We start from the raw sequence: 14,302 nt of genomic DNA, 5'->3' as shown, positions 1-14,302 counted from the left end.
CTGACGTATGGCTCCCAGCGAACGCCCCGGCTCTTCACTCACACCACTGGCACGGCTCGGATTCGGCGATCTTCGAGATGCGGACGAGTATCTCGAAGAGCTCAGCGCTGAAACCGGGCTGACACGCGACGAACTGCTCAGCGACGTCAGCGTCGCGGCAGACCCAGACGGGGCGATCAGCGCGCTCGTATCGATTGTCCGACGGGACGCTGCTCCGGTGCGCGCCTTGAAGCAGAGCACCCTCGGATGGCGAACGCTCTGGGCGTTGCTGGGAGCATCTACCGGCTTCGGTGAGTTCTATCTGAGGCATCCCGAAGAGATCAATCAGATCCACACCTTTGGCGCGCTCCCTAGCTCCGAAGACCTGCTTGCCTCGATGCTTGAGTCTGTGGGGGCGAAAGACGGCTTCGCCCCCGACGGCTCTGAGACCTCGTGGGTTGCGCTACGCGTGCGGTACCGGCGTATCCTCGCTCAGATCGCAGCGTACGACCTGTTGAGCGACTCTCCCATTAACGAGATCGCGGGGGTCGCCTCACGACTGGCAGATGCGGCCGGCGCCGCTTTGGAAGCTTCGCTGTGTGTGGCTCGTACGCGAGTGTCTGGGGGAGCAGCGGGCGTTGGGCTGTTCCCGCGCGATGACGTCGCGGCCACACAGCTATCGATCATCGGAATGGGCAAGACCGGTGCCCGCGAACTGAACTACATCAGCGACGTCGACGTAATCTTCGTTGCCGGCGCAGATTCTGAGGCCGAAGAGGCGCTGGGGCAAAGCAGGATTGTCGATATTGCCACGCGGCTGGCGCTGCAGACGATGCGAGGCGTGTCGAGTATCGAGATCGAACCTCCGCTGTGGGAAGTCGACGCGAATCTGCGCCCCGAGGGCAAGCAAGGCGCCCTCGTGCGCACCCTTGACTCCCATCTGGCCTACTACGACCGATGGGCGAAGGGCTGGGAGTTTCAAGCACTTCTCAAGGCGCGTCCCATCGCGGGGGATGCTGCGCTGGGGGCGGCGTACGTCGATGCCGTTCAGCCAAAGATTTGGACCAGCGCTGCACGCGAGAACTTCGTTGACAACGTGCAACGGATGCGAGAGCGGGTAACGGAACACATCCCTCGCGAAGAGGTGCCACTGCAGATCAAACTCGGGCCCGGGGGCATTCGAGACATCGAGTTCACGGTGCAGCTCCTGCAACTCGTGCATGGCCTGTCAGATGAGCGCATTCGACAACGTGGCACTTTGGATGCACTTGACTCGCTGGTCGCACAGGGGTATATCGGACGCACTGAAGCATCCACATTCTCGGATCACTATCGTTTTCTGCGCCTGCTTGAGCACCGCGTGCAGCTGCGTCACCTGCGTCGGACCCATTTGATGCCCGAGGATCGCAGCGACCTGCGAATACTTGCACGTGCCACCAAACTTGCCGAGACAGGCCCACAGATCTGGGATCAGTGGGAGCGAGTCAAACGCGAGGTACGTGAGATACACGTGCGGCTGTTTTACCGACCGTTGCTGTCTGCGGTGGCATCTCTGCCGGCAGAAGAACGAGTCCTGTCCACTGACCAGGCTCGCGATCGCCTGGCGGCAATCGGGTTTGTGGATCCTGCAGGTGCGCTCCGCCATATTGCCGCGCTCACCACCGGCCTCAGCCGCAAGGCGACCATTCAGCGCCACCTCATGCCCGTGATGATCCGTTGGTTTGCGGACGGCGTCGATCCTGACTATGGCCTTATCGCCTTCAGACGGTTGAGCGAAAGACTCGGTGATACCCATTGGTTCTTGCGAATGCTTCGGGATTCCTCGGGCGCAGCAGAGTCGCTCTCGCACGCTCTATCGGGATCGCATTACGTCGGTGAGCTGATGGAGTGGATACCGGAGTCGGCCGCGTGGCTAGACGATCCGGCGGCACTTCGACCCCGCACGGGAGCGGCGTTGCAGCAAGAGGCGCGTGCGATCCAGACGCGCCACACTCGCATCGACGACGCTATGCGAGCAGTGCGCGCGCTGCGTCGGCGTGAGCTACTGCGCACCGCCATGGCAGGTATTGGCGGTGACATCACGATCGAAGAAGTCGCGGCCGCGCTCACAACCATCACCGACGTGACCATTCAGGCGACGCTGCGCGCTGTGCGACGTGAAGTGGTTCCGCCCGAAGACGATTCGTTGGATTTCTCCATCATCGCGATGGGCCGGTTCGGGGGTGCAGAACTCGGCTTCGGCTCGGATGCCGACGTGATGTACGTCTACCGAGCGAACGACGTTTCTGCTGAGCGCGCTCACTCGCTTTCAACAAAGATCGTCGCTGAGCTTCGCAAGCACTCGGAAGATCACCGGCTGCCGTTGGATCTTGACGCAGATCTTCGACCCGAGGGCCGCAATGGTCCGATCGTGCGATCGTTGGATTCCTACGCCGAGTACTACCGCCGTTGGTCACTCTCTTGGGAAGCGCAGGCGCTCCTACGCGCTCGTGGCGTAGCGGGGAGCGTCAAGCTGATCACCGCGTTCATGGAGCTGGCTGACCAAGTGCGTTACCCTGCCGCGGTCGACCCGCAGAGCCTGCGCGAAATCAAGCGCATCAAGGCACGAGTCGAGAATGAACGGCTGCCGCAAGGCGTAGACCCCTCGCGCCATCTGAAGCTCGGCCCGGGGACCCTCAGTGACGTCGAGTGGTTGTGTCAGATTATTCAGCTCGAGCACGGTCACGACCACCCGGAGCTGCGCACGACCTCAACGCAAGCGACGCTAGAGGCAGCGAGTGCTGCGGGGCTCATTCCCGAGATTGCTGCGCAACGACTCGGCGAAGCGTGGCGGCTGTCGAGCCGGCTACGCTCAGCGAATACGTTGCTGTCAGGCCAGACCAGCGATGTGCTACCAGCTGATCGCAAAAGACTTGATGGCATCGGTCGACTGCTGGGCTACCCGCCGCGCTCTGCTACGCGCGTTGAGGAAGATTACCTCGCGACCGCACGTCGATCACGTCGTGTATTCGAGAAGCTCTTTTACGGATAGTGAACACAACAATGGGCCCCGGTTTCCCGGGGCCCATTGTTCAGCGGTCTAAATCAGACGCCGTAATACAGTTCAAACTCGAACGGGTGGGGACGAGCTGCGATCGGCTTGATTTCGTTCTCGATCTTGTACTCGATCCACGTCTCGATGAGTTCAGGTGTGAAGACGTTTCCAGCGAGCAGGAACTCGTGGTCTTCACGAAGCGCCTCAAGCGAATCGAGCAACGAGTTGGGAACCTGAGGAATGTTCTTGGCTTCCTCCGGAGGCAACTCGTAGAGGTCCTTGTCAACAGGCTCGTGCGGCTCGATGCGGTTCTTGATTCCGTCGAGACCAGCCATCAGCTGGGCGGCGAAGGCCAAGTACGGGTTACCCGAAGCATCCGGCGCGCGGAACTCAATGCGCTTCGCCTTGGGGTTGCTACCCGTGATCGGGATGCGAATTGCCGCCGAACGGTTACCAGCCGAGTAGACCAGGTTGACCGGGGCCTCGTAGCCCTTGACCAGACGCTTGTAGGAGTTGATCGTCGGGTTCGTGAACGCGAGCACCGACGCAGCGTGCTTCAGCAGGCCGCCGATGTACCAACGCGCGGTATCGGAGAGACCGCCATAGCCCTGCTCGTCGTAGAAGAGCGGCTTTCCGTCAAGCCAGAGCGACTGGTGCACGTGCATACCAGAACCGTTGTCGCCGAACAGCGGCTTAGGCATGAAGGTCGCGGACTTGCCCCACAGCTCGGCGGTGTTCTTGACGATGTACTTGAACTTCAGGATGTCATCGGCCGAGTGCACCATGGTGTCGAAACGGTAGTTGATCTCCTGCTGACCGCCGGTACCGACTTCGTGGTGCGAACGCTCGAGAATGAAACCAGCTTCAATCAGCTTGAGCGTGATGTCGTCGCGGAGGTCTGCAGTCTTGTCGACGGGGCTGACCGGGAAGTAGCCGCCCTTGTAGGGGGTCTTGTTTCCGAGGTTTCCGCCTTCTTCTGCGCGGCCTGAGTTCCACGCACCTTCTTCGGAGTCAACCGAGTAGAAGCTGGAGTTCTGCTTGACCTCGAAGCGCACGTCATCGAAGATGTAGAACTCGGCCTCGGGCGCGAAGAACGCAGTGTCTGCGATACCCGTCGACTCGAGGTACTTCTCGGCCTTCTTGGCAACCTGGCGCGGGTCCTTGTGGTAGATCTCTCCGTTGCGCGGGTTGTAGATGTCGAAGATCATAACGAGCGTCTTCGCGTCGCGGAACTGGTCAAGGTACGCCGTCGTGACATCAGGGATGAGCTGCATGTCCGACTCGTGGATGTTGGCGAAGCCGCGGATCGACGACCCATCGAACAGCTGACCGACCGTGAAGAACTCTTCATCGACAGACGATGCGGGAATGTTGAAGTGCTGCTGCACACCAGGAAGATCCGTAAAACGGATGTCGAGGAATTTGACGTCCTCGTCCTTGATGTACTTCAGGACCTCGGATGAATCTTTGAACATTAACGCTCCAGAGGTAGGGCTTCGGGATCTCCGCGCTAAACGCGGACCTTCGTGAAAGGTACCGGTAAGGCGTTGCCCACCAGTGACCACATTGTTTCGTGCATGTTACAGGGGCCTGGGTACTCTTGTCGCATGAGCGCGAGTCCTGAGACATTTCCCGGCGAACGTCTGGGACTACCAAAGGACGGACGCGGTTCGATCGGAAAGCTTGGACGCCGCGTAGGTGCTCTGTTTGTCGACTATATTGCGGCGACGATCATCGCCACATTCTTCGGGTACGACCAGTTCGCCCTGCCGACCGACGCGGGGATAACCCTGTTCTATCCGTTGATTGTGTTTGCCGTACTTCAGGTGCTCTTTCTACCGACGATGCAGTCGAGTCCTGGTCACCGTCTGTTTGGACTCACGCTCAGACGGGTTGATGGCGCATGGGTCGGACTCTGGCGGCCTATCGTGCGCACGTTGCTGCTCATTGTTGTCATTCCGGCCGTTGTGTGGGATGCCGATCACAGAGGCTTCCACGACAAGCTCGCAGGCACTGTTCTCGTACGGCGCTGAATGCGAATCGGCGCTAGTTAGAGTTCATCCGTCGCGTGACGCTCGCCCGCCGGGGCGATGACATCATTTGGTGCGCGTGAATCAGTGAGTTCATGGCCTTCGCGGTCACTGCGCATGTGGCGCGGAATGTTCGTAAGCGCCAAGCCGATCAGCACACCCAAGGCGATCGAGATCATCGTGGCGACCGTAGTGACGATCGTGTCGACACCGCTCGAGTCGCCGCCCAGCACCGCCGCCACCCCTGCCAGCCCGAGCGCCCCGGGCACGAGTAGCCAGAAAGCCGGCAAGAAGCTCACGATGGCGGGTGGACCGGTGCGCTGTCGCGCGACGGCGACGGCGACAGGCACCATCGCGACTGCGCCGATGAGCGCAGACAGCACACCGCCGAAGAAGATGTCGCCGAGAACCTGAGCACCGTAGGCGACATACAACACCAGCAGTATCCAAAGAATTGAGGATCGGTCTGCACATTGATACACAGATATCCCGATGCCGAACACCGCAACTGCGATCCATGGCGCGAGCGAGTTCATGCCGGAAGCGTCGCCGTCGAGCGTGAAAGAGGGCACTCCGATCAGCGCAGCAGCCGCGACCATGCCGACCGCTAAGAGCAGCAAGCGCATCGCTCCGGCCGCTGCTCTGGCAGCGCCCGACATAATGTGGCCTGTCGCGAGTTCGATAACCGCCGTGGTGAGTAGGCCTCCCGGCAGCAGAATGACCAGGGGAGCGATCGCCGTCGCCACCACGCCTATGTCTGCCGAGGTTCGCGCAACCAGAAGCACCACGACACCGACTGCAAATGCGGCAGCAACGTTGACAAGCACGCGATAGCTATTCGGCACTTGCTCAGCAAATAGCAGCAGCAGTCCGACGGCGACGCCGAGAAGTACTGCGAGAAGCACGCCCAGCCATGATGCGCCCAATAAGACAGAGATTCCCGCTGATAACGCCGAGTAAGCAACCACGCGCTGAAGATGAGTGAACGGCGGCGACATGAGACGGATTCTCGCCACATCGTCAGCCAGCTGTGACGCGGCGCCTTGCTGCACACGTGCACGCTGCACGAGCGCATCTACCGCCGCGACCTGATGCAGCAGAAAGGTCGAGTCTCCTGCGCTGACGACCCTCGTGATGGCGCGACCGTCGTCATCGAGCGTGAGCATCAACGCGGTCGGCAGAACAATCACCTCCGCTTCGGGGTGTCCGTTCACCGCGGCGATCTCCACGATCGCGGTGCGAACCATTCCTACTGAGTAGCCACTATCGACCATGGCCTGTCCCATTGCTGCCATGGCGTCAACGACCACTGTTGCCGACTCGTCCTTGGTCTCTGAGTCCATGGCAACGAACGCTGTCGGTGCCAGCCGCGGCGTACGGCGTACGAGAACGATGAAGATGATCAGCGCTGCGGCGAGCACCCCCACTGCGATAAGCACCGTGAGCCACGATGTGGTCGAGGTAGCCACTGAAGGTGGAACCGCAGGCACAACCGCGGGGGCGGGTGTCGCGGTGGGCGTCGGGCTCGCCGTAGGCGTCGCGGTGGGCGTCGGCTCGGCTGTCGCCGTCGCGGTCGGCGTCGGCTCGGCCGTCGCGGTGGGTGTCGGTGTGACTACGGGCGTGGGGGTCTCCAGCACCGTCGGCGTCGGGTCGGGCTCAGCGGTTTCGGCAATTTCTGGCACAGGTGTCGCCGTCGCAGCGATACCTGGCGTCGGTGTGACTGTTTCTGCGTCATCGGAGACCTGCGCCATCGCCGCGGTGCCCGACGTCAGCGCGAGAGATACCACCATGGCAACATGGAGCAAGGCCAAAGGTGCTCTCACGGCCCACCTCCATCGTTGTTCATACTCGGGTTGTTTCCCATCCCAGGGTGTCATGCGAAGCCTGCGTGAGTTGTGCGAGGTGAGTGTGCCGGGTCGATCTACCAGGCGCGCTGAGCCCTGTCGCGCGATGCCGTACCGTCGAGGGGTGCCCATCGCTATTCATTGCGCCCCGGTTGCTGACATCGACCCACAGATTCTCTATCGCATTCTGTGGCTTCGCGTGAGCACCTTTGTTGTCGAACAACAGGCGGCCTACGCGGAGCTGGACGGACGAGACATCGAGGCGGGCGCAGAACTTGCCTGGATCGAGGACTCCGGCCAGGTGGTATCGACACTCCGCATCCTGCCCGAACCAACAGAGATGCGCATCGGACGTGTTGCAACATCACCAGCGGCACGCGGACGCGGGCACTCGGCGCGCCTGATGCGCCTTGCGATTGGACGATGTGCCGAACTTCGTCCCGGTGCGCCCATAGTGCTCGACGCACAAACGCATCTGGGCGAGTGGTATGGCCGCTTTGGATTCACGCAAGCGGGGGAGTCGTTCATCGAAGACGATATTCCGCATATACCCATGCGTCTCGCTGAGATCAGCGACTAGCGCTCAACGAGGTCGCGGGGCACGAGCCTTCGTCGGGTCGATGCCCTTGGGGATCGGCAACGAAGACTTCGATTGAGACACCGAATCTATACGCTTGATCACCGCGGCCATGGTGGTTCGATCGATTGCCTTGGGAAGAGATTTGATGGCGGATGCAAGCTTTGCGATCGTCACCTCGTCTTCCCCGTGTCCGACATAGAACACAGTGACCGGAACACCCGATGCGACGCGCTTCACCTTCGAGCGCTCGTCTCCGATAAGCCTCGTGAGTCGGCTTCGATTTCCTTCACCGACGATCACTACGCCACCGCGGCCGACTGTGCGATATACCGCCTCCTGCGTCTTGGGGTTGACCCCGACAGGAGCCTCGCTGGCCTGCCATTTGCGACCCAGAGACGTGGAGAGCACATGTCCAGTTGCCCCGGGCATACCGTCGATCTTTCGGTACATCGCGTGTGTGGACAGTCGCGTCATCGTCGTGAGCGCGCCAAGAATTCCGAGCATGAGACCGGTGACACCCCACAAGATCAGGCTCCACACGGCGACAGGCGGAATCAAAAAGCCGACCCCGACGCCGGCAGCGATGCCAATCAGGATGATCGCGATCAGCAAGAAGGGGAGCCACCGGAATGACTTCTGAGTGAACGAGTAGAGCGTACGAAGCTGAGAGAAGAAACCGGGACGCTTCTCGGGAACTGAACTGCGGCTGGACATGAACTACAGCCTACTTTGTCGCCGCGCCGTTCCACTCCTCCCCGATACTCCGCGTTCGCGGATTGCGCACAGCTCGTCTCATTGCGACCGGATCACATTGGGCAGTAGCGAGTGTGGGGTGATGACCGATATGCCTACCAGCTCATCGACGCCTCGCACCGCGTTGAGCGTGCCATATCGCAGCATCAGACCCGTGCGAGCGGCCGATGACGCTCCGTTCGAAGGAATGCTCACCACCGTGGCGTCAGGGGACACGTGCGTGCTTGTCGACGCTCAGTCTTTACCTGCGCGATGGGACGGGTGGTCTGCTGATCCCGGTGGCCACCTTGTCGCACCGCTTGCGATCGTGAGGCGCAGCGACGGTCACGACGTGGCACTGCCTGCACTCACCGAGCGTGTCGAGGACTTCGTTGCACGCCGCCGGAACATCGGCGCGGGGCTGTCGAAGGGGGAACGGGTGACTCTCGCCGTCAGTGTCACACGCGGACTGAGCGAGGTGACGGGCAGCGGCGCTGTCTTCGGTCAGTGGTGGCTCACGCCATCTGGTCGACCGGTGCTGGCCACCGGCTCATCCACGGATGAAGCAAGAGCGAAGTCGCTCTCGCTCATTCACGACATCACAGAAGACGATGCGTCGGGCCCGGTGTGGACGGAGGCACTTGCCGCGCTCAGCGGCGCAGTCGACAATGTGCGTGAATACGAACGCGCCGAAGAGCTGTTCTTCACGATTGCCGAGCCAAGCCCACTTGCGACCTCTGCACTCAGGAGCACGCGCACAGCGAGAGATCTGGCTAGCCACACAGCCAATACCTTCGATGAGATTTTGATGCCGCGCTCACGCGGACTCACTGATCGCCTCGCGCGCCATGTCGACGCAGACCTCGCCGACACATTCTCGCGCGCAACCACCGCGGTCTGGCGCTGGCTCACGCGGTCTCGCCAGATGAGCAGCAAACGCGCACCCTGGCTGGTCGCGGCAGCGGTCACCACAGTGGTGCTCGCTGGGGGGCTCTTGTGGCCCTCGGAAGATGGAGATCCAGCGACAGCTGAGCTGCCATCAGAGAGCACTGCTACGACGACATCGAACGGTTCGGATCCGAACGATTCGCCGAGCGACATCCCGGCGCTCGACAGCGCTGGGGCCGAAACGGCAGAGACTACTGACGCACGCTCCGATGCCGACATCACCATGGCCGTCGACACGCTGCTCACTCGACGAGCCAGCTGCGAGGGGGACGAAGCCTGCGAAAGCGCCTTTGCAGTCAATAGTGGACTATTGCAGCCAGCCGGCGTGATCGATCAAACTTCCGACCAACGCACTCAAACGCTCATCGATGAGTATGGGGGAGTCGCCGTCGTTCGGGTAGCACCACGCGCTGACGGCGAACCGCAAATCGTTGTTGTCGAGCTAAGAAACGATGAATGGCTACTGCGCGACGTGTACGACGCCGAGCAGTAGCCATTCATACGGTGACTAGATTCCGAGAGAACCCCGGAATGAAGCTGCCTCAAGGCGTGCCTTCACAGCGCCGAGGAAACGCGCTGCATCCGAACCATCGATGACACGGTGGTCGTACGAGAGCGCCAGATAGACGTAGGAACGCACCGAGATAGCGTCCTTTCCATCGACCGACACCACGCCGGGACGCTTCACGACAATTCCTGTGCCGAGGATTGCTGTCTGCGGCAAGAACACCACGGGGGTATCGAACAGCGCGCCACGCGAACCGGTGTTGGTGAGTGTGAACGTACCGCCACCAAGTTCGTCGGGCTTCAACTTGTTGTCACGCGTGCGGGCCGCGAGATCAGCAATCTCGTGAGCGATCTCGGCGAGGTTCTTCGTAGCTGCATCGCGCAAAACGGGCGTGAGCAGGCCGCGCTCGGTGTCGACCGCGATCGAGAGGTTCTCGCTCGCAGGGTAAACGATCTTATCTCCGTCAACGGTGGAGTTGACGATCGGGAACGCCTGAAGTGCTTCAGCGGCAGCCAGCGCGAAGAAGGGGAGGAACGACAGCTTGTCGCCTGTCTTTGAGAGGAAGTCGCCCTTTACCTCGTCGCGGAAGTTGGCCAACTTTGTGACGTCAACTTCAACAACCGTGGTCAGCTGCGCCGTCGACTGCATCGAAGCCACAGCGCGCTCGGCAAGAACCTTGCGCAATCTCGACATGGGCTGTGTGGTGCCACGCAACGGTGAGACCTCAAGCGGTGCCGGTTCGGGAGCACTCGGCGCGGCAGCAGCCGCGGCGGGCGCAGACGCTGCTTCCGCAGCCTTGAGAACGTCTTCCTTACGAATACGCCCCCCCACGCCGGTTCCGGTGACGGAAGCAAGATCGACATTCTGCTGTTGCGCCAGTCGACGCACCAGCGGCGTCACATACGCGACGGTTTCTGAGTCGTCGGTAAGCGCAGCCGCGGCAGGAGCAGCACTTGGGGCAGCGGGCTCAGGCTTTGGCTCGGGCTTCGCAGCGGGCTCGGGCTTCGCAGCGGGCTCAGGCGCCGGCTCGGGCTTCGGTTCAGGTTCCGGCGCGGCCTCGGGTTCGGACTGCGCTACGGGCGCCGAATCACCAATGCGCGCGAGAACAGCACCGACCTCAACGGTCTCGTCTTCGCCGACAGCGATTTCTTGAAGCACCCCTGCGATCGGTGAGGGGATCTCGGTATCAACCTTGTCGGTAGAAATCTCAAGCAATGGCTCATCGACAGCGACGTCGTCGCCGACCTGCTTAAGCCAACGGGTTACAGTGCCCTCAGTGACGCTCTCGCCGAGCTCGGGCAACACCACGTCCTTGCCACCAGACGCGGCCGGAGCTGCCTGCGCAGGCGCAGGTTCAGCAGGCGCCGCTTGAGCGGACGCGGCCTCTGCGGGCGCTTCTTCAGCGGGTGCCGACTCAGCGGGTGCCGACTCAGCGGGTGCCGACTCAGCGGGCGCTTCGGAAGCTCCCGAGCCGTCTCCGATCTTCGCGAGGACGGCACCGACCTCGACGGTCTCATCCTCTTGGACGAGGATTTCTTCGATTACGCCGCTGACAGGTGACGGGATTTCGGTGTCGACCTTGTCAGTGGAGATCTCGAGGAGTCCCTCGTCCACCTCGATCGTGTCGCCGACCTGCTTGAGCCAGCGGGTGACCGTTCCCTCAGTAACGCTCTCTCCGAGAGCGGGGAGGACCACGGAAGTGCTCATGACGATGTCTCCTTCAAGATGGAATTCTTTTCTAGCTTAGTGACGACTGCGACCATGAACGTCAGATCGCGTGAAGCGGTTTGCCTGAGAGAGCCAAGAATGCCTCTCCTAGTGCCTCGTTTTGGGTCGGATGCGCGTGGATAAACGGTGCGATGTCTTCAGGATGAGCTTCCCAACCAACCACGAGCTGCGCCTCAGAAATGAGTTCGCCAACGCGATCGCCAACCATATGCACACCGAGCACGGGTCCATCCTTGATTCGAACGACCTTGACTATCCCGGCGGTGCCGAGAATATGACTCTTGCCGTTGCCTGCCAGGTTGTACTCGAAAGACGCAACCTGGTCTGAGCCGTGATCTGCAATAGCTTGAGCCTCGGTAAAGCCCACCGAAGCGACCTCGGGATGCGAGTATGTGACTTTCGGGATGTTCACGTCCGCGACCAGTGGGGGAGTGAGACCGGCAATCTGTTCGGCAACGAGTATGCCCTGCTGGAACCCGCGATGAGCGAGCTGCAAGCCGGGAACGATGTCGCCCACCGCCCAAAGGTGGTCGATGCCCGTGCGCAGGCGCTCATCTGTGACGACGAACCCGCGATCCAGCGTGACACCGACTTCTTCAAAGCCAAGACCGGCAGTGACCGGGCCTCGACCGACTGCCACCAAAAGGTAGTCTGCCGCAAATTCTTGGCCGTTTTCGAGCGTCACCGAAACCGCGTCGGCGGTCTGGGTGCATGATGCAAAACGCACCCCGAGAGAGGATTTGATACCGCGACGGCGGAACGCTCGTTCGAGTGCCTTGCTCGATGCGAGGTCTTCGTTCGGAACGAGATGATCTAACGCCTCGATGATGGTCACATCGACACCGAATGACCGCCACACACTGGCAAATTCCACGCCGATAACACCGCCGCCAAGGATGACGACAGACTGCGGAATCTCGTCTAACGCCAACGCCTGTTCGCTGGTGAGAATGCGCCCGTCGATATCAATCCCTGGCAGCGATCGGCTCTGTGATCCGGTAGCCAGAACGACGTCGGTGCCGTGATAGACGTCTTCACCGACGCCTACGGACGTCGCAGAAACGAGGCGCCCTTCGCCGGCGATCACAGTGATGCCCCGAGCTTTGATGAGGTTTTCCAGCCCGAAGAACTTCTTCGCAACAATTCCTTCGCGATACGCGCGCACTGCTTGCGGGTCGATTCCATCGAATGTGGCTCGCACCCCTACGTCTGCCGCGGAACGAGCCGAGTCAGCAACCTCAGCGGAGTGAAGAAGTGCTTTTGTGGGGATGCAACCGCGATGCAGGCACGTTCCACCCAATTTGTCCTTCTCGATCAAGGCGACGGATTTGCCAAGCTCCACTGAGCGAATCGCGGCCGCATAGCCACCGCTTCCGCCGCCCAGAATCACGACGTCGAAGATGTGCTCTGCCATCAGCTCGCTGCTCCGGTGACGAACTGAATGAGGGTTCGCACCGATGCTCCAGTGGCACCTTTGTCGGTAAACCCGAAGCCTGCACCCTTATTCATGCCGACACCGGCGATGTCAACGTGCACCCAGGGGATACGCGGTGCGTCGTCTTGACCGCCCACTCGTCCGACAAAGTGGCGCAGAAACAATCCCGCGAACATCGTTCCGCCAGCAGGATCGCCGATCTTCGCGTTCTGCATATCTGCAATCGGTGAGTCGAGTTCGTCAACCATGTGATCGGGAAGCGGCAACTGCCACGCCAATTCATTCACGTCGGCTGCGGCTTTCAAATAGTTGGCGACCGCAGCGTCGTCGCCCATGACGCCCGCGTGCCTCGTGCCGAGCGCAACGGTCACCGCACCGGTCAAGGTGGCGACATCAACGATCAGGTCGGGCTGCTCGCGGCTCGCTGCAACAAGGCCATCAGCCAGTACCAGTCGTCCTTCGGCATCAGTATTGAGCACCTCAACAGTGGTGCCATCTGCGATGCGCAGCACGTCACCCGGGCGAGTAGCACGGCCCGACGGCATGTTGTCGGCGATGCATAGCCATGCGGTGACTTTGACCGGTGCCTGGACTGTGGCCACGGCACGCAACACCGCGAGCACCGTCGCAGCGCCGCACATGTCATATTTCATCCCGACCATGCCCGACGCAGGCTTGAGAGAAAGTCCACCGGTGTCGAAGGTGATGCCCTTGCCAACGAGCGAGACATGGCGGTCGGCGGCTGCTGGCGCGTACTCCAATCGCACCAGCCGCGGCGGGCGGTCGGAACCTTGCCCGACACCGAGAATCCCGCCGAAACCGCCCTCCTCAAGGGCCGCCTCATCAAATACCTGTACAGAAACATCCAGGTCTGCAACGCTCTGCGCCGCACGCTCGGCGAAATCGGCAGGGCCGAGCCATTCGGCAGGCGTCGCGACGAGATCTTTAACGAGCGCGACGGCGTCAGCAGTCGCGAGCACGCGGCCCCTATCGGCGTCCTCGGGAACACTCAACAGGTGCAAGGTGACGTGAGATGCGCGTGACTTCTTGACAGTCTTCTTGTAGCCGTCGAAGCGGTATCCGCCCAGTGCTGCGCCTTCTGCTGCGGCGGGCCAGAGCGCGTCGTCGGCGAGGGGAAAAGCGAGCGCAACTTTGTCGAAACCGACAAGTGCGCGAAGCGCCGCGCCCACGCTGTCGCGGATCTTATCCGCATCCGGATCTGATCCCGTACCAACAACAGCAAGAGGCAATGTGGTGACGTCAGGCGCGTACGCACGCACCATCACGCCTGGCGCACCGGTGAAACCGATGGCTTTCAGTGCCTGGACAAGCCCTGGCCAATCGCTCAGGTCAGGAGCCGGATCGGTGTCGAGCGGCGGAAGTGCGAGCACGATCGCATCGGCATCAGTGTCTCGTATGGACTCGGTCGAATATTCAAGGTCGGGGTACGACATGAACTCCATCCTAGAGACGATGTGTTCGCT

The 14,302-nt window shown here is 61.3% G+C and carries 10 protein-coding genes; 4 read left to right on the top strand and 6 right to left on the bottom strand.

Annotated elements, in window-relative coordinates:
- Positions 1 to 7: 7 nt before the first annotated feature.
- Positions 8 to 3,010 carry a bifunctional [glutamine synthetase] adenylyltransferase/[glutamine synthetase]-adenylyl-L-tyrosine phosphorylase gene (locus tag AB0O81_RS11895; RefSeq protein ID WP_363584500.1) on the top strand — a complete coding sequence of 1,001 codons (3,003 nt, stop codon included), beginning with the start codon at positions 8 to 10 and terminating at the stop codon, positions 3,008 to 3,010.
- A gap of 53 nt (positions 3,011 to 3,063) precedes the next feature.
- Here AB0O81_RS11895 and glnA read toward each other — a convergent pair whose 3' ends face one another.
- Positions 3,064 to 4,488 carry a type I glutamate--ammonia ligase gene (glnA, locus tag AB0O81_RS11890; protein WP_363584498.1) on the bottom strand — a complete coding sequence of 475 codons (1,425 nt, stop codon included), beginning with the start codon at positions 4,486 to 4,488 and terminating at the stop codon, positions 3,064 to 3,066.
- Positions 4,489 to 4,620: 132 nt separating this feature from the next.
- On the opposite strand from glnA, the gene AB0O81_RS11885 reads away from it, so the two are divergent.
- Positions 4,621 to 5,046: an RDD family protein gene (locus AB0O81_RS11885; protein ID WP_363584496.1), complete on the top strand. Its 426-nt coding sequence runs from the start codon at positions 4,621 to 4,623 to the stop codon at positions 5,044 to 5,046.
- Positions 5,047 to 5,063: 17 nt separating this feature from the next.
- Here AB0O81_RS11885 and AB0O81_RS11880 read toward each other — a convergent pair whose 3' ends face one another.
- Positions 5,064 to 6,866 carry a threonine/serine exporter family protein gene (locus AB0O81_RS11880; RefSeq protein ID WP_363584494.1) on the bottom strand — a complete coding sequence of 601 codons (1,803 nt, stop codon included), beginning with the start codon at positions 6,864 to 6,866 and terminating at the stop codon, positions 5,064 to 5,066.
- A gap of 145 nt (positions 6,867 to 7,011) precedes the next feature.
- Here AB0O81_RS11880 and AB0O81_RS11875 point away from each other — a divergent pair, with 145 nt between their 5' ends.
- Entirely contained in the window at positions 7,012 to 7,467 is a 456-nt protein-coding gene (locus AB0O81_RS11875) for a GNAT family N-acetyltransferase (protein ID WP_363584492.1), read from the top strand.
- A 3-nt stretch (positions 7,468 to 7,470) separates the two neighbouring features.
- Here AB0O81_RS11875 and AB0O81_RS11870 read toward each other — a convergent pair whose 3' ends face one another.
- Positions 7,471 to 8,181, bottom strand: coding sequence for a DUF4191 family protein (locus AB0O81_RS11870; RefSeq protein ID WP_363584490.1), 711 nt, complete (start codon positions 8,179 to 8,181; stop codon positions 7,471 to 7,473).
- Positions 8,182 to 8,302: 121 nt separating this feature from the next.
- On the opposite strand from AB0O81_RS11870, the gene AB0O81_RS11865 reads away from it, so the two are divergent.
- The gene (locus AB0O81_RS11865; protein ID WP_363584488.1) at positions 8,303 to 9,640 is read left to right on the top strand and encodes a hypothetical protein; all 1,338 of its coding nucleotides are present in this window, start codon (positions 8,303 to 8,305) and stop codon (positions 9,638 to 9,640) included.
- Positions 9,641 to 9,655: 15 nt separating this feature from the next.
- Here AB0O81_RS11865 and sucB read toward each other — a convergent pair whose 3' ends face one another.
- The 3 genes from sucB to AB0O81_RS11850 all read right to left on the bottom strand — a co-directional run bounded on the left by sucB (position 9,656) and on the right by AB0O81_RS11850 (position 14,272).
- On the bottom strand, positions 9,656 to 11,362 hold the full coding sequence (gene sucB / locus AB0O81_RS11860) for a 2-oxoglutarate dehydrogenase, E2 component, dihydrolipoamide succinyltransferase (protein ID WP_363584486.1): 1,707 nt from the start codon (positions 11,360 to 11,362) through the stop codon (positions 9,656 to 9,658).
- A gap of 61 nt (positions 11,363 to 11,423) precedes the next feature.
- Entirely contained in the window at positions 11,424 to 12,797 is a 1,374-nt protein-coding gene (gene lpdA, locus AB0O81_RS11855) for a dihydrolipoyl dehydrogenase (protein ID WP_363584484.1), read from the bottom strand.
- Entirely contained in the window at positions 12,797 to 14,272 is a 1,476-nt protein-coding gene (locus tag AB0O81_RS11850) for a leucyl aminopeptidase (RefSeq protein WP_363584482.1), read from the bottom strand. The genes lpdA and AB0O81_RS11850 overlap by 1 nt, the downstream gene beginning before the upstream one ends.
- Positions 14,273 to 14,302 lie beyond the last annotated feature (30 nt).

The organism is Microbacterium sp. NPDC076911, from assembly GCF_040687125.1.
Classification (GTDB): domain Bacteria; phylum Actinomycetota; class Actinomycetes; order Actinomycetales; family Microbacteriaceae; genus Microbacterium.
This window is presented reverse-complemented; position numbering and strand designations above follow the sequence as displayed.